The organism is Synechococcus sp. RS9909, from assembly GCF_014279595.1.
Lineage (GTDB): Bacteria > Cyanobacteriota > Cyanobacteriia > PCC-6307 > Cyanobiaceae > Synechococcus_C.
Window position 1 is genome coordinate 1,865,917 of sequence record NZ_CP047943.1, and the last position, 16,727, is coordinate 1,882,643.

Annotated in this window: 18 protein-coding genes; 10 read left to right on the top strand and 8 right to left on the bottom strand. The window is 65.0% G+C overall.

Features of this window, described 5'->3' with window-relative positions; genetic code table 11:
- Window positions 1–2: 2 nt before the first annotated feature.
- From SynRS9909_RS09735 to SynRS9909_RS09745, 3 genes are all read right to left on the bottom strand, one after another.
- Window positions 3–362, bottom strand: coding sequence for a 2Fe-2S iron-sulfur cluster-binding protein (locus SynRS9909_RS09735; RefSeq protein ID WP_007101919.1), 360 nt, complete (start codon window positions 360–362; stop codon window positions 3–5).
- 80 nt (window positions 363–442) lie between these two features.
- A complete protein-coding gene (locus SynRS9909_RS09740) occupies window positions 443–955 on the bottom strand; it encodes an inorganic diphosphatase (protein WP_007101918.1) in 513 nt (170 codons plus the stop codon).
- Between the two features lie 340 nt (window positions 956–1,295).
- The gene (locus tag SynRS9909_RS09745; protein WP_007101917.1) at window positions 1,296–1,760 is read right to left on the bottom strand and encodes a hypothetical protein; all 465 of its coding nucleotides are present in this window, start codon (window positions 1,758–1,760) and stop codon (window positions 1,296–1,298) included.
- A 146-nt stretch (window positions 1,761–1,906) separates the two neighbouring features.
- On the opposite strand from SynRS9909_RS09745, the gene SynRS9909_RS09750 reads away from it, so the two are divergent.
- The 4 genes from SynRS9909_RS09750 to SynRS9909_RS09765 all read left to right on the top strand — a co-directional run bounded on the left by SynRS9909_RS09750 (window position 1,907) and on the right by SynRS9909_RS09765 (window position 6,672).
- A complete protein-coding gene (locus tag SynRS9909_RS09750; protein WP_007101916.1) occupies window positions 1,907–3,691 on the top strand; it encodes a proline--tRNA ligase in 1,785 nt (594 codons plus the stop codon).
- Between the two features lie 60 nt (window positions 3,692–3,751).
- Window positions 3,752–4,189 (top strand): photosystem II protein Psb27, encoded by a 438-nt coding sequence (gene psb27 / locus SynRS9909_RS09755; RefSeq protein ID WP_007101915.1) that lies wholly within the window; start codon window positions 3,752–3,754, stop codon window positions 4,187–4,189.
- Between the two features lie 88 nt (window positions 4,190–4,277).
- Window positions 4,278–5,597: an adenylosuccinate synthase gene (locus tag SynRS9909_RS09760; RefSeq protein WP_186593719.1), complete on the top strand. Its 1,320-nt coding sequence runs from the start codon at window positions 4,278–4,280 to the stop codon at window positions 5,595–5,597.
- Between the two features lie 58 nt (window positions 5,598–5,655).
- On the top strand, window positions 5,656–6,672 hold the full coding sequence (locus SynRS9909_RS09765; protein ID WP_007101913.1) for an adenosine kinase: 1,017 nt from the start codon (window positions 5,656–5,658) through the stop codon (window positions 6,670–6,672).
- On the opposite strand, the gene cutA is transcribed toward SynRS9909_RS09765, so the two are convergent.
- Together cutA and SynRS9909_RS09775 are read right to left on the bottom strand one after the other, a co-directional pair.
- Entirely contained in the window at window positions 6,634–6,993 is a 360-nt protein-coding gene (gene cutA, locus SynRS9909_RS09770) for a divalent-cation tolerance protein CutA (protein WP_038001907.1), read from the bottom strand. The genes SynRS9909_RS09765 and cutA overlap by 39 nt on opposite strands.
- Window positions 6,994–7,008: 15 nt before the next feature.
- Window positions 7,009–7,803 carry a precorrin-6A/cobalt-precorrin-6A reductase gene (locus tag SynRS9909_RS09775; protein WP_007101911.1) on the bottom strand — a complete coding sequence of 265 codons (795 nt, stop codon included), beginning with the start codon at window positions 7,801–7,803 and terminating at the stop codon, window positions 7,009–7,011.
- A 34-nt stretch (window positions 7,804–7,837) separates the two neighbouring features.
- On the opposite strand from SynRS9909_RS09775, the gene SynRS9909_RS09780 reads away from it, so the two are divergent.
- On the top strand, window positions 7,838–8,305 hold the full coding sequence (locus SynRS9909_RS09780; protein WP_007101910.1) for a single-stranded DNA-binding protein: 468 nt from the start codon (window positions 7,838–7,840) through the stop codon (window positions 8,303–8,305).
- Window positions 8,306–8,340: 35 nt separating this feature from the next.
- Here SynRS9909_RS09780 and SynRS9909_RS09785 read toward each other — a convergent pair whose 3' ends face one another.
- A complete protein-coding gene (locus SynRS9909_RS09785) occupies window positions 8,341–8,535 on the bottom strand; it encodes a hypothetical protein (protein WP_007101909.1) in 195 nt (64 codons plus the stop codon).
- Window positions 8,536–8,652: 117 nt separating this feature from the next.
- Here SynRS9909_RS09785 and SynRS9909_RS09790 point away from each other — a divergent pair, with 117 nt between their 5' ends.
- Genes SynRS9909_RS09790 through SynRS9909_RS09800 form a run of 3 tightly spaced genes read left to right on the top strand, consistent with a single transcriptional unit; the run spans window position 8,653 to window position 11,181 of the window.
- Window positions 8,653–9,207, top strand: a complete 555-nt coding sequence (locus tag SynRS9909_RS09790; protein WP_038001906.1) for a DUF2854 domain-containing protein — start codon at window positions 8,653–8,655, stop codon at window positions 9,205–9,207.
- 9 nt (window positions 9,208–9,216) lie between these two features.
- Window positions 9,217–10,080, top strand: coding sequence for an acetylglutamate kinase (gene argB / locus SynRS9909_RS09795; protein ID WP_007101907.1), 864 nt, complete (start codon window positions 9,217–9,219; stop codon window positions 10,078–10,080).
- Between the two features lie 3 nt (window positions 10,081–10,083).
- Window positions 10,084–11,181: a DUF3153 domain-containing protein gene (locus tag SynRS9909_RS09800; protein WP_007101906.1), complete on the top strand. Its 1,098-nt coding sequence runs from the start codon at window positions 10,084–10,086 to the stop codon at window positions 11,179–11,181.
- A gap of 1 nt (window position 11,182) precedes the next feature.
- Here the strand turns inward: SynRS9909_RS09800 and priA are convergent, their stop codons facing one another.
- Window positions 11,183–13,426, bottom strand: a complete 2,244-nt coding sequence (priA, locus tag SynRS9909_RS09805; protein WP_007101905.1) for a primosomal protein N' — start codon at window positions 13,424–13,426, stop codon at window positions 11,183–11,185.
- A gap of 354 nt (window positions 13,427–13,780) precedes the next feature.
- On the opposite strand from priA, the gene rpoD reads away from it, so the two are divergent.
- Window positions 13,781–15,151 (top strand): RNA polymerase sigma factor RpoD, encoded by a 1,371-nt coding sequence (gene rpoD / locus SynRS9909_RS09810; protein WP_007101904.1) that lies wholly within the window; start codon window positions 13,781–13,783, stop codon window positions 15,149–15,151.
- Window positions 15,152–15,188: 37 nt separating this feature from the next.
- On the opposite strand, the gene SynRS9909_RS09815 is transcribed toward rpoD, so the two are convergent.
- Window positions 15,189–15,677, bottom strand: a complete 489-nt coding sequence (locus tag SynRS9909_RS09815; RefSeq protein ID WP_007101903.1) for a DUF6561 domain-containing protein — start codon at window positions 15,675–15,677, stop codon at window positions 15,189–15,191.
- Between the two features lie 96 nt (window positions 15,678–15,773).
- On the opposite strand from SynRS9909_RS09815, the gene hemC reads away from it, so the two are divergent.
- Window positions 15,774–16,727 carry a hydroxymethylbilane synthase gene (hemC, locus tag SynRS9909_RS09820; protein WP_007101902.1) on the top strand — a complete coding sequence of 318 codons (954 nt, stop codon included), beginning with the start codon at window positions 15,774–15,776 and terminating at the stop codon, window positions 16,725–16,727.

Consider the following 16,727-nt stretch of genomic DNA (forward strand, 5'->3'; position numbering starts at 1 on the left):
GATCAGCGGCCGATCAGGGCTTTGAGAGCGCCCAGAAGGGAATTCGAACCCTTGCCGACACCGTCATCGGGACGGGTCCGAACAGTGACATCACCATTGACGCTGGTGCGGCAGCTGAGGCGGTAGTTGGCAGGGCGATCCGCCAGGTACACCTCCTCAACATCGCTGCGCGGGGAAAGATTCTGAGCACCCTCCAGCACCTCCACCACGCAGGTGCCGCACTGACCGACGCCGCCACAGTTGTTGAGGTTGTTGAGCCCCTTGTAGGGATTGATGCCGGCATCCAGCGCCGCTTTGCGGAGATTGGCACCTTCAATGCAACCGACCTGCTGGCCTTCCTGCTCGAAACGGATGGTGGGCACGGGTCGTTCACATGCTGGGCGCGCACCAACTTACAAGCTTCCAGGCCCATCCCCGCGGGTCTGCAACGGAACTTGGCTCTTCACGCCTGAGCCGCCCGGATGCAGGACTCCAGCAGGGGCGCCACCGCATCGGCGTCTCGCCAGCCACCGATCACCGTCACCCGGCCCTCGAAGTTCTTGTAGACGCGAAAAAACTCCGCCACATCCTCGAGCTGGTTCGGTGCGATCTGGCGGATGCTGGTGATGCCCCGCTGGCGGGGGTCCGCCACGGGCACGCAGAGAATCTTGCCGTCGTAGTGGCCGGTGTCATGCATATCGAGAACACCGATCGGCCTGGCGCAGATCAGGCAGCCCGCAAAGGTGGGTTCCTCCATGATCACCATTGCGTCGAGGGGAGACCCGTCTTCGGCAAGGGTGTTGGGAATGAAGCCGTAATCAAAGGGATATTTCACCGACGAGTGCAAGACCCGATCCAGGGCCATCACACCGGCATCAGCGAAATACTCGTATTTATTCCGGCTGCCCGCCGGGATTTCCACCAGCAGGTTCACCAAGCCGGGTGATGGCGAAGGGGGAAGGGAGCGCAGATCCATCGCGTTCCTGAACCATGGTGGAGTGGACACCTCGGGCTGGCCGGTCGCTCAACACGGCCAACGTCGGAACGCCGATCGTGGCAACCGCAATGGCGAATCCGGTAAGAATGAGTGCCGGGCCTGCGAGATCGAGGCTGTCTTGGGCCGAGAGGTCGGGTTGGGAACCGTGAGGAGGTTCGGGGTCCATGCAGGTGGAAAAGGGGACATCCCGAGCGCTTCGAACCCCTAAAAAGGGATTCGTATTGAGAGCGTCGAGAACCGCAACTCCCGCTCTGGAGCAGAAGGGGGTGTCTTCACTATGGCACCTCTTTCGTGGAGATGTCGGCCGCAACAGCCAGGGTCAGGCAGCGGCGCGGTCCTGACGCTCGCGCCGGGAGGCAAGGTCGGAAGGGGGCTCCTGCAGACCCTCCAGATGGGAGCGGATCATCCGCAGCTCTTCGAGAATCGCCCCGAGGCATTGCTGCGTGGCGGTCGAGGGTGAGTTCAATACCTCAACGGTGACTTCCTTGATCCGCAGCACATCTTTGGCAAATCGAGCCACCTCGTTGGGGTGAAACAGAAGCGGATCTTTCTGATCGCTTCGGTATTCGGGATTGAGCTTGCGGGGATTGAAAGGAGGATTGAGGTTTCTCGGATCGGTATTGGTGTAGCGATACACCGAGGCACGGGACCGATTCAGTGACTTTTGAACGTCTTCGATACCGACAAGGGCATCGGAGCGCGACATCACCGCATCCACATCAACGGAGGGGTCAACCGTGCCAGCGGTGGCGGAAAGACTGGGGTCGACCGGCCGTGAAAACATGGAGCAAGCCTTATGGCGACTGAAGTCTCACGGACGTTAGCAGTTGAGACTCAGTCGTCACTCCCTCTCTCCCGGATCGGGTCCACTTCGCAGATCGACCCTCTCTGGGGCGGTGGTAATTTCCCGCTTCTTGCTGAATCACGATCATGCGCGTCTCCCGCCTGATGCTGGTGACGTTGCGGGATGTTCCCGCAGACGCGGAGATCGCTTCCCATCAGCTGCTGCTTCGAGGTGGATTCATCCGACGGGTGGGATCTGGGATCTATGCCTACTTACCGCTGATGTGGCGCGTGCTTCAGCGAATCAATGCGATCGTGCGCGAGGAAATGAACGCGTTAGGGGCCCTCGAGACCCTGCTGCCCCAGCTCCAACCGGCTGAACTCTGGGAACGCAGCGGTCGCTGGCAGGGCTACACCGCCGGGGAAGGGATCATGTTTCATCTCGATGACCGGCAAGGACGTCAGCTCGGCCTGGGGCCGACCCATGAAGAAGTGATCACGTCGTTAGCGGGTGAACTGCTGCGGTCCTACCGGCAACTCCCTGTCACGCTCTATCAGATCCAGAGCAAGTTTCGCGATGAGATCCGCCCCAGGTTCGGGTTGATGCGCGGTCGTGAATTCATCATGAAGGATGCGTATTCCTTCCACGCCGACGCATCGGATCTGCAGGCCTGTTATGGGGCCATGGATGGGGCTTATCGCCGGATTTTCGACCGTTGCGGCCTCCAGACCGTGGCGGTGGAGGCTGATAGCGGCGCCATCGGTGGCGCCGCCTCCCAGGAGTTCATGGTCACGGCCGAAGCCGGTGAAGACCTGATCCTGATGAGTGAATCCGGCAGCTACGCCGCCAACCTCGAGAAGGCCGTCTCGATCGCGCCTGACGCCATTCCACTCCCCGAGGGCGACAGCCGGTCGATCGACACGCCCGGACAGCACACGATTGAGGCTCTCTGCCGTGCACAGCAACTCGACCCCTCCCAGGTCGTGAAGGTTCTCGCGCTGATTGCCCGCATGGCCTCCGGCAGCGAGCGCCCCGTTCTGGCCTGCCTTCGGGGCGACCAGGAGCTGAACGAGGTGAAGCTGATCAACGCCCTCACCGCTGCGCTCGGTGAGGGGGTGCTGGATCTGGCCGCCGTGACTGCCGAAGAGCTGGAACGGCAAGGACTCAATCCATGGCCCTTCGGAGCCCTCGGCCCCGACCTGGAGGACAGCCGACTCGCGGGCGCGCGCACCTGGGTCCCCACGTTTCTGCGCTTCGCCGACCCCACCGCTCTGGCGCTCGAGCGATTCGTGTGCGGCGCGAACAGCCCCGACCAGCACCGTTGGGGGTGGCGTTGGCCTGACTGCCAGGTCTTGCCTCAGGCGGTAGATCTACGCAATGCCCAGGCCGGCGACCGCTGCCAGAGCGATCCGGAGCAGACCCTGATGGCACGGCGCGGCATCGAGGTGGGCCACATTTTTCAGTTGGGCCGGAAATATTCGCAAGCGATGGACGCCAGCTTCACCAACGCCGATGGGGGGCAGGAAGCGCTCTGGATGGGCTGCTACGGCATCGGTGTGTCCCGCCTGGCGCAGGCGGCGGTGGAACAACATCACGACGACGCCGGCATCTGCTGGCCGCTGGCGATCGCTCCCTTCCAGGTGATTGTGGTGGTGGCCAACCTGCAGGAGGCAACACAACGCAGCCTCGGCGAAGATCTCTACGCCAGGTTGATGGCCCAAGGCGTGGATGCCCTGCTCGATGACCGTCAGGAGCGGGCTGGGGTGAAATTCAAGGATGCGGATCTGATCGGCATTCCCTGGCGGATCGTGGTCGGCCGCGCCGCCGCTGACGGACAGGTGGAACTGGTGGAACGGGCGACTCGCCAGGCCGACGTGCTGACGGTTGACGCCGCACTGGAGCGGGTGCTCGCTGCGGTTGCCGCCACCTGAACCGACCCATCCAGGTCGCTTCGCCGACACCTTTACAGTCCTGAGAGCTGATCCGTCGCCATGCTCACCGCCCTGCTTCGCCTGACGAACACGTTGCTCAGGGCGGCCGCGACGGCAGCACTGGCCGCCACCCTCTGCGTCGCCCTCCTGCTCACGGCCTGTTCAGGGGCCTCCGCCTCCGGCCTGAGCGGTGATTACGTCGAAGACACCGTGGCGGTGGCCCACAGACTGCAGGCCACCATCGCCCTTCCGCAGGATGATGCCGATCGGCCGGAAGCGGAGGCGGAAGCCCGCACGCTGATCAACGACTACATGTCGCGCTACCGGCCGCGGCCCCAGGTGAACGGACTCGCATCCTTCACCACCATGCAGACGGCCCTGAACTCCCTCGCCGGCCACTACAACACCTACGCCAATCGCCCCCTGCCTGAGGGCCTCAAAGAGCGGGTCGACAAAGAGCTCACCAAGGCGGAGCGGGCGGCCGTGCGCGGCAGCTGAGCGCTGCGAACCACTGCTTTTCTTTTGACCGAAGGGTGGTGGATCTGTAAAGCTGTCGGATTGTGCAGATTGGCGGCTTCGGGCCGCAGTGTCTTTGGCCAACGTTGTCGTCATCGGTGCGCAGTGGGGTGACGAAGGGAAAGGGAAGATCACCGACCTTCTGAGTCGTTCCGCCGATGTGGTCGTCCGCTATCAGGGGGGCGTCAACGCTGGCCACACCATCGTGGTGGACGGACAGGTGCTCAAACTGCACCTCATTCCTTCCGGCATTCTTTATCCCGACACCATCTGTCTGATCGGTTCAGGAACGGTGGTGGATCCCAAGGTGATGCTTGGGGAACTCGACATGCTGATCGAGAATGGCATCGACATCTCCGGCCTGCAGCTGGCGTCGACGGCCCACGTGACCATGCCGTATCACCGCCTGCTGGATCAGGCGATGGAGATGCAGCGCGGTGATCGACGGATTGGCACGACCGGTCGAGGGATTGGCCCCACCTACGCCGACAAGTCCCAGCGCAGTGGCATTCGCGTGATTGACCTGCTGGATGAACAGCGGCTGCGGGATCGCCTCGAAGGCCCCCTCAAGGAGAAGAACCAGCTCCTGGAAACCATCTACGGCATGGAGCCCGTCGATGGGGAAGCGGTGATCGAGGAATATCTCGGCTACGGACGTCGCCTCGCTCCTCATGTGGTTGATTGCACCCGGGCGATTCACACGGCGGCACGGAATCGCAAGAACATCCTCTTCGAAGGAGCGCAGGGAACCCTGCTCGACCTCGACCATGGCACCTATCCCTACGTCACCTCCTCCAACCCGGTGTCGGGAGGTGCCTGCATCGGCGCCGGCGTCGGTCCGACCCTGATCGACCGGGTGATCGGTGTCGCCAAGGCCTACACAACCCGCGTTGGCGAAGGGCCTTTCCCCACTGAACTGAGCGGCAGTCTCAACGATCAGCTCACCGAACGCGGCGGTGAATTCGGCACCACCACCGGCCGCCGCCGTCGCTGTGGCTGGTTTGACGGGGTGATCGGTCGGTATGCGGTTGAGGTCAATGGGCTCGATTGTCTGGCGGTGACCAAGCTGGACGTGCTCGACGAGCTGGATGCCATCCAGGTGTGTGTGGCTTATGAGCTCGACGGGCAGACGATCGAATATTTCCCCAGCTGCGCCGAGGAATTTTCCCGTTGCAAGCCGATCTTCAAAACCCTGCCGGGCTGGCAGTGCTCCACCGCCGATTGCCGCCGACTGGAGGATCTGCCGGAACAAGCGATGGCCTACCTGCGTTTCCTCGCCGATCTGATGGAAGTGCCCATCGCCATCGTCTCGCTGGGCGCCAGCCGGGATCAGACGATCGTGGTGGAAGATCCGATTCACGGACCGAAACGGGCCCTGCTAAGCGCCTGACCAACAGCCGCAGCGCTCGAAGGGCGATACTGCCGCTGTTCTGCGCCTTGATGGCCCCATGACGACACCCCGATTCAGCAACCACGACTGCTCCCTGGATGTGGTGGGAATCGGTAACGCGATCGTGGACGTGCTCGTGCAGACCGATGACAGCTTTCTCGAGACGCACGGTCTGAACAAGGGCGCCATGGCTCTGGTGGATGAGAACCAGGCCCACGCGCTCTATGAAGCCAGCGGCAGCGGTCTGGAGACATCGGGTGGCTCGGCGGCCAATACCCTCGCGGGTCTGGCGCAGCTGGGCAGTCGCGCCGGCTTCATTGGCAGGGTCCGCAACGACCAGCTGGGCGAGATCTTCAGCCACGACATCCGCGCCGTCGGCACACGCTTTGACACCCCTGCAGCGATCGATGGCCCCAGCACGGCCCGCTGCCTGATCCTGGTCACCCCCGATGCCCAGCGCACGATGTGCACCTACCTCGGAGCCTCGGTGCAGCTCGAACCGGAAGACCTGGACCTTTCGATGGTGCGAGACACCAAGGTGCTCTATCTGGAGGGCTATCTCTGGGACAGCCCCGCCGCCAAACGGGCCTTCATCTCCGCTGCGGAAACCTGCCGGCAGAGTGGTGGCCAGGTGGCCCTGTCACTCTCCGATGGCTTCTGCGTGGACCGGCACCGCGACAGCTTCCTGGAGCTGGTGAACGGTCATGTGGATGTGTTGTTCGCCAACGAGAGTGAGATCACGTCGCTGTACGGCACGGACGATTTCGATCACGCCATCGCCCAGGTGAAGGGCTGTTGCCACGTGGCGGCCCTCACCCGCAGCGAAAAAGGTTCGGTGGTGCTCAGCGGCGATCAACGCTGGGACGTTCCCGCCTACAAGCTGGGGGATCTGATCGACACCACCGGCGCCGGCGACCTCTATGCCGGCGGCTTCCTGCATGGCTACACCCAGGGGCTCGATCTGGAGACCTGCGGCCGGATCGGCTCCCTCTGTGCCGGGCAGGTGGTCACCCAGCTCGGCCCCCGCTCCCAGGTGTCACTCCAGACGTTGGTGCGGGAGCACCTGGGGAGCTAACGCCTCCCGCAGCCAGCCGCCATAGGCGGCTGATGCTGATGCAGTCCAGTGCAGGCACTCGGGTGTGTCGTAACTGTGCAGTGTGTCGAGGGCCTGCCTGAGCGGGACCAGGCCCTCAGGTGAGGTCTTGATCAGGAGCTGCACCTCCTCAGCCCGTTCAACTTCACCGTTCCAGCGGTAGCAGGAGCGGATCGGCATCAGGCTCACGCAGGCGGCCAGGCGGCGCTCCACCAGGGCTGAGGCCAGGGCTTCCGCCCGCTCACGATCGGCTTCGGTGGTGAGCACCAGCGTGATCGGTGCGGCCTCGGATCGGGAGTCCATCAGCAGCAAGGAGGGTCAGGCCAGAGCAGCCAGAAGCGCCTCCACGCTATGCACAACCGACACTCCGGCGGGTGGCGCCGGCCGCCGCAGCAACCAGAGCCGCAGGCCCAGCGCCTCCGCAACCCGATGCCAGCAGCGTTCGCTCGCCCCACCAGACTGGCGGCAGAGCACATCCGTGATCTGCCAGCGGCGACAGAGAGCCAGCTCCAGAGCCCCGCTTGACCCCGCCGGCGCGAGCGACTGAAGAGGCCGGAGCAGGGCGAGCTGCTCGGGCGGAATCCCCGCCGCCCGGGCTTGACGCAGACCAGCGGGGGTGGGCAGCACGCGGGCGAACAGCTGGGGTGGCGGTGGCGGCAAGGCCGCCACGACAGCCGAGAGATGGCGCGCCCCCAGGGCCAGCAGCAAGCGCTCCGCACGCAGAAACCGAACGTTGTCGATCAAGTGCAGCGCCGCGGCCGCTGCTGGGGCGATCGGTTCCAGCCTCCGCTCGAAACGCACCAGACACCCTGAGGAGGCGCCGCAGGCCTCCACTAACTGGCGGCTGATCACCGTGGCGAAGGGATGGGTGGCATCCACCACCCGATCGATCCTCTGGGTCGCCAGCCGGTGCCGTATCGCCGCCACATCAGCCAGCGGACCCACCCAGACATGGCTGAGTGGCAGCTGGCGGTAGGCCGCTGCGGCGCCAGGCGTCACAACGCTGACGCTGACCCGCCAGCCCTGCCGGAGCATGGCGTGAGCCAGGCCTGGCCCCTCACCGGTGCCGGCGAGAAGCCACAGATGCCCCTGGCGATTGTGCGGGTCGTGCATCAGGATGGCGGCTCCATCAAGGCGTCAGACGGCGATGAACCACTGCGTGCTCGAAGTGGAGGTGCTGGAGGCCCCCACCCTTCGCTACACCCAGGACAACCAGACGCCGATTGCGGAGATGGAGGTGCGCTTCGACGCCCTGCGCGCCGACGATCCCGCCGGTCAGATCAAAGTGGTGGGCTGGGGAAATCTGGCCCAGGATCTGCAGAACCGGGTTCAGCCGGGGCAGCGCCTTGTGATCGAGGGACGCCTGCGCATGAGCACCGTGCCGCGGCCGGACGGCATGAAAGAGAAACGTGCCGAATTCACGCTCTCCCGCCTGCATCCGGTGGGAACCGCAGCCGCCGGCGCTCCGTCCGCCAGCCCTTCCGCAACGGGCGGCAGGACAGCCCAGCCCAGCCGTCAGGCCTCCGCCAACCGCCCGCCTGCGCCTGCCCAGGACGACGCCGCCACCTGGAACAGCGCACCGCTGGTGCCCGACACCGACGACATCCCCTTCTGAAGAACGATCCACTCGCAACTTGACCACCCGATCGATCAGGTGGTCGGGTCGAGTCGCTCCGCGGCCTTGGCGAGCAACTGACCCAGTTCCCGCTCCAGGGCCGCCAGATCGAGACGCAGATCCGACCAGCGACCGCGATCGATCTGTTCGAGCAGCCAGGCCCGGTCTTGATCGAGCTGGGCGATCAGCTCGACCAGCTCCGGGGTCCCCGCTGCGGCCGTGCCGGGCATGTCTGACGCAGGACGGTCCATGGGCGGAGGCATCGTGATCCCCATTCTCCCCATGGCGCCACGCCATCGCGATCGATTCCATCACCAGGCACCAGGGGCATGCAGCAGAGTGCAGCCATGAACAACCTGCTTTCCCCAGGCAATCTGATCACCGTGGCCGGTGGCGTGCTCACCGTGGTGGGCGCCGTCGCCTACGGCAGCGGCAATGCCAACCTCAGTTTGCCAACGATCTTCTACGGGATCCCGATCCTGCTGGGTGGCCTGGCCTTGAAATCCTCGGAGCTGCCTCCTGCGAAGCGGGTGACGCCGGCCGGTCAGCTCAAGAACGAACGGGCCGATGCTGCCCCGGAACTGGCCAAGCTGCTCAGCGATGTGACCCGCTGGCGCTACGGCCAGAAAGCCCATCTCGAATCATCCCTGGAAGCCCTGAAGCTCTGGGATGAAGACGAACCGCCCCAGCTGCTCGAGATCGAAGAACTGCATGGCCCATCGGGATATGGGCTCAGGCTGCGCTTCAAGCGTGGCAAGGTTCCCCTGGAGCAGTGGCAGGAGAAGCAGGAACGGCTCGGTCGCTTCTTCGCCAAGGGGTTGCAGGCCCAGATCACAGCGTTGGGATCCGCTCGGCTGGACCTCACCCTGCTGCCCGCCGCAGGCGAGCATGGTCAGCAGTGAGCACGAGCGATGGCCAGTGACGACGCCCTGAGGGTTTCGGTTCTCAGTGAAGCCCTTCCCTACATCCAGCGCTTCGCAGGGCGCCGGATCGTGGTCAAATACGGCGGTGCCGCCATGGCCCATGCCTCGCTTCAGGAGGCCGTGTTCCGCGATCTGGCCCTGCTCACGAGCGTGGGGGTTCGCCCGGTCGTGGTACACGGTGGTGGCCCGGAGATCAACCACTGGCTGAAAAAGCTGGAGATTCCCGCCGAATTCCGCGACGGGCTGCGAGTCACCGACCCTTCCACGATGGATGTGGTGGAAATGGTGCTGGTTGGACGGGTCAACAAGCAGATCGTGAATGGGCTCAATCGACTGGGTGCCCGTGCCGTGGGCCTCAGCGGCAGCGATGGGGGCCTGGTGCAGGCCCGCCCCTGGGGGGACGGCAGCCACGGACTGGTGGGGGATGTGGCCCGGGTGGACCCCGACGTGCTCGAACCTCTCCTGGAGAAGGGCTATGTGCCGGTGATCTCCAGCGTGGCGGCCACCAGCGATGGCCGTGCGCACAACATCAACGCCGACACGGTGGCCGGCGAACTCGCCGCGGCCCTGGAAGCGGAAAAGCTGATCCTGCTCACCGACACCCCCGGCATCCTGCGGGATCGGCAGGATCCTGAGTCGCTGATCCGCCAACTGCGCCTGTCGGAGGCGCGGCAGCTGATCGCCGAAGGGGTGGTAGCCGGCGGCATGACCCCGAAAACCGAGTGCTGCATCCGCGCTCTGGCCCAGGGGGTGGCCGCGGCCCACATCATCGATGGCCGCGTCCCCCATGCCCTGTTGCTGGAGGTGTTCACCGATGCGGGAATCGGCACCATGGTGCTGGGTCGCGGTTGATCGATGAGCACGCCCACGGCAGCGGCGGAGGCCGCCCTCGAACGGGGGGATTACGGCCAGTGCCTGCAGCTGTTGGAGCCGCTCGCCGCGGAGCACCCGATCACGGATCCCCTGGGCGCCCATCTGCGCATGCTGATGGTCACCGCCTGGATGGGCCAGGGCCAGGAGGAAAAAGCCCTGAGCACCTGCCGGCTGCTCACCCGCTGCAAAGACAGCGAGATGCGCAACCGCGCCCGCCAACTGCTCACGGTGCTGGAGGCGCCCAGCCTGCAGCGACCGGCCCGCTGGTCGATGCAACTGCCAACACTGGCGATCGATCCTCAGCTGGGGGCACCCCCTCAATCAGCACGGCGCCGACCTCGTCAGCTGCCGGCCGCTCCACCGCCGCCGCCCACAGGGCCAACCCAGGCAGCGGCTCCGGGTTTTGCTGTCGTGGTGCTGGCCGCGCTGCTGGGGCTCACCCTGCTGTTGGGGGGTTGTGGTCGCCTGACCGCAGACATTCACCTGCCCGGCCCCGACCGGATCCAACTGGGCTGGAGCACCGCCAGTGAGAACGACCAGCTGCTTCCCTGGCAGGGGCGGCTGGCGGCCAGTCTCGACGCCACAGGGGATGACTGGACGCTGCACAGCAGCGACCACGGGCAGCAGGAGTTTGCAAGCGCCGTCCTGCGGAGTCAGGACGCTGAAGCGCTCTGGCAGCGCAGCGTGGCGGTCGCTGCCGCAGCGGCCGGACTGCACCTCCCTCCACCGCAGCTGAGCCTGCAGGAGCGCAACTGGTTCCTCGGAGTGCAACAGCGGCTGGAGCTCAGCCTTGATCTGAGCCCGCTGCAGGACTTGCCCCTGCCTGCCCTGGACGTGCGCATCCAACCGGCACCCTCACGCCGGGCCCAGCACGGTGCACCGAATCGAGCGGAGCGCCAGGGCAACGCCCTGATCTGGTCCCTGGAGCCGGGCCGGGTCAACCAGCTGTCGATGCACTTCTGGCGCTGGAATCCGCTGGGCATCGGCAGTGTGGCCGTGGTGCTGCTGCTGGCGATCAGCCTGCTGTTGCAGCGGCTGAGACTGACCATGGGGTTCGGCTATCCAGAACTCCCCTCGTGATTCAGAGGGCGAGCGGGTCAGGGTCGACCGCCAGGGCCACATCCGCGGGCAAGGCCTCCCAGAGAGCCGTTCCGGCTGGCAGGGGCAGGTCACTCCCCTGCGGACCGTGGAGCAGCAGCTGCCAGCGACTGCGCCCCGCCACGCGGGCCACCGGAGCCGGCGCAGGCCCGAGCAGCTGCCAATCGGCGGCGGCGCAGAGCGGGCGCAACCGTTCCGCCAGAACACTGGCGGCGGTGGCGGTGCCTGAAGCCGAGGGCCCCGACAAGCGCAGCAGGCAGGCCCGACTGAAGGGCACCAGGCCCGCCTGCTGCCGCACGGTCCTCTCCGCTTCAAGAAAGCGCTCATAGCGTCCATCCACCAGATGGCGGATGACGGGATGGTCGGGGGAGTAGGTCTGCACCAGCACCTGACCGGGTTTTTCGCCGCGGCCGGCCCGGCCGGCCAGTTGCAGGAGCAACTGCAGGGCCTGCTCTCCGGCGCGCAGATCGGGGCGATGCAGCAACCCATCCGCAGCGAGCACCGCAGCGAGGGTGACGCGGGGCAGGTCCATCCCTTTCGCCAGCATCTGGGTTCCCACCAGCACATCCGCCTCCCCGGCAGCGAACTGCTCCAGCAGACGGCGATGGCCGTCGCGCCCACCGGTGGTGTCGCGGTCGAAGCGCAGCAGACGCAGCCCCTCCAGTTCCTGGGCCAGCTGTTCCAGAACCCGCTGGGTGCCGGCACCGAAAGGCTTGAAGGCGAGGGAACCGCAATGGCGACAGGACGCCTCCACCTCGGCGCGATGATCACACCAGTGACAACGCAGCCACTGCCGCCCGGGCTGGCTGCCATGCACCGTGAGGGCCACATCGCAGTGCGGACACTGCACCACCTCACCACAGCTGCGACAACTGAGAAAGCTGCTGTAGCCGCGCCGCGGCACCAGCACCACGGCCTGCTCCCCCCGCTCCGGCAGCAGCGCCAGGCGATCCATCAGGGCACGACTGATCAAGCGTCGATGGCCATCCTGCAGTTCTGCGCGCATGTCGATCACATGCACCGGAGGCAGGGGTTGGCTGGAGATGCGCCGGCTGAGGCGCGCCAGGGCCAGAGGACCGGCGGGCGACCGCTGCAGCCAGGTTTCCAGGGAGGGGGTGGCGCTGCCGAGCAGCAGCCGGCCGCCCAGATGTCGCACCCGTTCCAGGGCCATATCCCGCGCGTGGTAACAGGGCATGGGCGACTCCTGCTTGTAGGAACTGTCGTGCTCCTCATCCAGCACGATCAGCCCGAGCGGTTCCAAGGGAAGAAACACCGCAGAGCGGGTTCCCACCACCACAAGCGGCGTCTCCGCCTCGAGGCTGCGGCGCCAGGTGAGCACCCGCTCCCGCTCCCTGCAGCCGCTGTGATATTCGAGCACCTGGCTGCCGAAGCGGCGCCGACAACGATCCACCAACTGGGGAATCAGGCCGATTTCTGGAGTGAGCAGGAGCACATGGCGGCCGGCGGCCAATTCACGGGCCGCCAGCTGCAGATACACCTCGGTCTTGCCGGAACCAGTCACCCCCCACAGCACCATCCCCCCGCCTGAGGGCTGCTGAGCAAAGGCTTCGAGAACCTGCTGCTGTTCGTCGGTGAGGGTGCGGCCGCCAGCATCCGACGCCACTGAGGTGATCGCAAGCGCTGGAGCCGGACGCCGCTCGCGCCGCGCCAGGCCCCGGCGCACCAGAGCCTGAATCAGATGGGGGCCGAATCCATCGGCCTGGAGCTGCCGCTGCCAGGTGCCACCGCACTGCATTAAGGCCGCATGCAGCGCCGCCTGACGTGGAGGCAACGCCGTCTCACCCTGAGCACGCGTGTCGGCATCGACGGGCTGAAGCACGGGCTCCACCCACCAGAGCTCAGGGGCGGCGCTGGGCCGCGCCACGCGCTGCCCAAGCCATCCAGGCGGCAGGGCCGCCTTGAGCATGCGAAACGAACTGGTATGACAGCGCACTGCCATGGCATCCAGCCATTGGCGCCAGCGGGGCTCCACAGCAGCGCGCTGCAGCAATGCCTCCACCGGTTGCAACGCCGAAGGCGGCGGATCCCCAGGCGAAAGCAGCGAGGAACCAGAGGGGCGGCAGGCGATCACCAGTCCCTGCAGGGGCCTACCACGCAGGGACACCCGCACGAGATCACCGAGACCCACACCCAGCCCCCTGGCGTCGCTGTAGGTGAAGCTGCGGCCGTCGCGTCCCGCTTCCAACCAGACATCCACCTCAGTCATCGTCGGTGTCTGAAGCACTCACCGGCTGAATGGGGTTGCCGACGCTACAGGAATTTCTTAAGATAAGATCGTTGGACAGCCATGAGCTGTTGTCGGAACCGCGCAGAGTTCCGTCCAGAGGGAAGACACGAAGCTCGAGCCACAGGAGTTCACTCCAGCATGGCCGACCGGTCTGAGAAAGCCCCTGACAGCCCTGCACCGGTCCCCGGCCCACTTCCCCCTTGTTGATTCAGACACGTTTCGGCTGCCATCAGGTTCTGATGACGGCCTGATCGCTCTCCCGTCGATGGGTCATGCCCGCATGCCCGTTCGGCGATGTCTTGTCTTGATGCCCGCCCAACCCCTCCTTCTGCCATGAGCCCTGCTGCGACGACATCCGCTGCGGCCAAACCCGCCATCGTGATGGTGGCCGATGCCAACGGACAGCCCAAAACGGTGAAGGCAGCGGAGAAAAAGCCCGCAGCGACGAAGGGGAAGGTGGCCGCTAAGTCGACGACCAAATCGAGCCGCAGCCGCTCGGCAGGTCTCAAGCCTGGCGAGACTCTCAATGCTGCCGCCGATGCCCTGCTCGCTGCGGCTGATCAGAAATCCGCCAGCAAGGCCACCGGCAAGACAGCGGCCGCCAAGACCGCCTCAACCAAAAAAGCCAGCACCAAAGACGCCGCCGCCAAAGACGCTGCAGCCAACGCAGCCACAGCCAAGCCTGAAACGACGGCAGCAGCCGAAAAGGATGCCAAAGCCAAAGCCTTGGCCAGCATCAAAGTCGGTCCGAAAGGGGTCTACACCGAAGATTCGATCCGGGTCTATCTCCAGGAGATCGGCCGCATCCGTCTGCTCCGTCCAGACGAAGAGATCGAACTGGCCCGCAAAATCGCCGATCTGCTCCTCCTTGAAGAACTGGCCGCTCAGTTCGAGAGCGACAACGGCCGCGAACCCGACACCAAGGAATGGGCTGCCCTGGTGGAGATGCCGGTGATCAAGTTCCGCCGTCGTTTGATGCTCGGCCGACGGGCCAAGGAAAAAATGGTGCAGTCCAATCTGCGCCTGGTGGTGTCAATCGCCAAGAAATACATGAATCGGGGCCTGAGCTTCCAGGATCTGATCCAGGAAGGCAGCCTGGGCCTGATTCGCGCCGCCGAGAAGTTCGACCACGAAAAGGGCTACAAGTTCTCGACGTACGCCACCTGGTGGATCCGTCAGGCGATCACCCGCGCCATCGCCGACCAGTCCCGCACCATCCGTCTGCCGGTGCACCTCTACGAGACCATCTCACGGATCAAGAAAACCACCAAGGTGCTCAGCCAGGAATTCGGTCGCAAACCCACCGAAGAGGAGATCGCCGAATCGATGGAGATGACCATCGAAAAGCTGCGCTTCATCGCCAAGAGCGCCCAGCTGCCGATCTCCCTTGAAACGCCGATCGGCAAGGAAGAGGATTCCCGCCTGGGCGACTTCATCGAAGCCGACATCGAGAACCCCGAGCAGGATGTGGCCAAGAACCTCTTGCGTGAAGACCTCGAAGGTGTGCTGGCGACCCTGAGTCCACGCGAGCGCGATGTGCTGCGTCTTCGCTATGGCCTCGATGACGGCCGCATGAAAACCCTCGAGGAGATCGGCCAAATCTTCGATGTGACGCGAGAGCGCATCCGTCAGATCGAGGCGAAGGCGCTGCGCAAGCTGCGTCACCCCAACCGCAATGGCGTGCTCAAGGAATACATCAAGTGATCGCCGGCTGGTGATCGGCTCGGCCTGGAGGGAGGGATCAGCCCCCCTCCAGACTTTCGGTAAATTCCTCAAAAGCCCGCTTCAGGCGTTCCACGGGGGTCTCCTCCGGCGGGCATTCCTGATTGGTCCGGATCGTGTAGGCATGCAGAAGCCTGGGCTCCGGATTGAGCACAGACGCCACTGCGGCTTTAAAAAGCACCAGATTCTCCTGCGTGGAGAGTCCGGCCAGAAAGGGCGACAGGATCCAACCGCTTCCGGGCTGGGCCGACTCGGAAGGATGTTTTTCCTTCACCAGCAGAGGGCGCAGGAGCTGGTAAGCGCGTTCACCGTCGCGATCACTGGTCTGCCGCAGACGGGCGATCAACAGCTGACCGCTCGTGAGCAGCACCAGCCGAATCGTGCCTTCCGCCAATAAAGGAAGAAAGGGCTTCTCGGCATGGGCCGGAACTCCGCTAGCAGCGTTCGCTGGCACGCCTCCACCGGAATTGGCGTCATGGCGCACGCCATTGACCACAGGTCCGGGCATGACGGGCTCTCAACTGTCTCGAATCGTAAAGCGGGCCGCCGCTCCGAGGTGATGGTCATTCGACTGCGTAGTCTGAGCGGCTGCAATTCCTAGGCCATGGCCCTCGAGCATCTGCGCATCGCCTCCCGCCGCAGCCAGCTGGCCATGGTGCAGACCAACTGGGTGAAGGCTGAACTGGAACAGGCCCATCCGGGCCTGCCCATTTCGGTGGAAGCGATGGCCACCCAGGGCGACAAGATTCTGGATGTGGCCCTGGCCAAAATCGGCGACAAGGGCCTGTTCACCAAGGAACTCGAGGCCCAGATGCTGGTGGGGCGGGCCGAGATCGCCGTTCACTCCCTCAAGGATCTGCCCACCAACCTTCCCGAAGGCCTGATGCTGGGTTGCATCACCGAACGGGAAGATCCGGCGGACGCCCTCGTGGTGAATGCCAAGAATGCCGACCACAAGTTGGAGACCCTGCCGGAAGGCGCCGTGGTGGGCACCAGCTCCCTGCGCCGGCTGGCCCAGCTGCGCCACCACTACCCGCACCTTGAGTTCAAGGATGTGCGTGGCAACGTGATCACGCGCCTGGAAAAACTTGATGCCGGCGACTACGACTGCCTGATCCTGGCTGCAGCCGGACTCACCCGTCTGGGATTCGCCGATCGGATTCATCAGATCATCCCCAGCCACATTTCCCTGCATGCCGTCGGTCAGGGCGCCCTCGGAATTGAGTGCGTGGAAGGGCAACCCGACGTGCTGGAGTTGATCAAGGTGCTCGAGCACAGTCCCACCGCCAGCCGCTGCCTCGCCGAGCGGGCGTTTCTCCGGGAGCTGGAGGGTGGCTGCCAGGTGCCGATCGGCGTGAACACTCGCATCGAAGCCAACGAGCTGGTGCTCACCGGCATGGTGGCCAGCCTCGATGGCAAGCGCCTGATCCGGGATGAACGTCGCGGCACAGTCGACAAAGCCGAGGCAATCGGACAACTGTTAGCCGCTGACTTGAAAAGTCAGGGGGCAGGCGACATTCTCCAGGAGATTTTTGCCGCGGTACGTCCCGAGGCCTGA

What these genes read in the sequence shown, in the direction of transcription:
- SynRS9909_RS09740 (WP_007101918.1), bottom strand. Translation starts at nt 955, where the DNA reads ATGGATCTGCGCTCCCTTCCCCCTTCGCCATCACCCGGCTTGGTGAAC.
- SynRS9909_RS09745 (WP_007101917.1), bottom strand. Translation starts at nt 1,760, where the DNA reads ATGTTTTCACGGCCGGTCGACCCCAGTCTTTCCGCCACCGCTGGCACG.
- SynRS9909_RS09750 (WP_007101916.1), top strand. Translation starts at nt 1,907, where the DNA reads ATGCGCGTCTCCCGCCTGATGCTGGTGACGTTGCGGGATGTTCCCGCA.
- psb27 (WP_007101915.1), top strand. Translation starts at nt 3,752, where the DNA reads ATGCTCACCGCCCTGCTTCGCCTGACGAACACGTTGCTCAGGGCGGCC.
- SynRS9909_RS09765 (WP_007101913.1), top strand. Translation starts at nt 5,656, where the DNA reads ATGACGACACCCCGATTCAGCAACCACGACTGCTCCCTGGATGTGGTG.
- cutA (WP_038001907.1), bottom strand. Translation starts at nt 6,993, where the DNA reads ATGGACTCCCGATCCGAGGCCGCACCGATCACGCTGGTGCTCACCACC.
- SynRS9909_RS09775 (WP_007101911.1), bottom strand. Translation starts at nt 7,803, where the DNA reads ATGCACGACCCGCACAATCGCCAGGGGCATCTGTGGCTTCTCGCCGGC.
- SynRS9909_RS09780 (WP_007101910.1), top strand. Translation starts at nt 7,838, where the DNA reads ATGAACCACTGCGTGCTCGAAGTGGAGGTGCTGGAGGCCCCCACCCTT.
- SynRS9909_RS09785 (WP_007101909.1), bottom strand. Translation starts at nt 8,535, where the DNA reads ATGCCCGGCACGGCCGCAGCGGGGACCCCGGAGCTGGTCGAGCTGATC.
- SynRS9909_RS09790 (WP_038001906.1), top strand. Translation starts at nt 8,653, where the DNA reads ATGAACAACCTGCTTTCCCCAGGCAATCTGATCACCGTGGCCGGTGGC.
- argB (WP_007101907.1), top strand. Translation starts at nt 9,217, where the DNA reads ATGGCCAGTGACGACGCCCTGAGGGTTTCGGTTCTCAGTGAAGCCCTT.
- SynRS9909_RS09800 (WP_007101906.1), top strand. Translation starts at nt 10,084, where the DNA reads ATGAGCACGCCCACGGCAGCGGCGGAGGCCGCCCTCGAACGGGGGGAT.
- priA (WP_007101905.1), bottom strand. Translation starts at nt 13,426, where the DNA reads ATGACTGAGGTGGATGTCTGGTTGGAAGCGGGACGCGACGGCCGCAGC.
- rpoD (WP_007101904.1), top strand. Translation starts at nt 13,781, where the DNA reads ATGAGCCCTGCTGCGACGACATCCGCTGCGGCCAAACCCGCCATCGTG.
- SynRS9909_RS09815 (WP_007101903.1), bottom strand. Translation starts at nt 15,677, where the DNA reads ATGCCCGGACCTGTGGTCAATGGCGTGCGCCATGACGCCAATTCCGGT.
- hemC (WP_007101902.1), top strand. Translation starts at nt 15,774, where the DNA reads ATGGCCCTCGAGCATCTGCGCATCGCCTCCCGCCGCAGCCAGCTGGCC.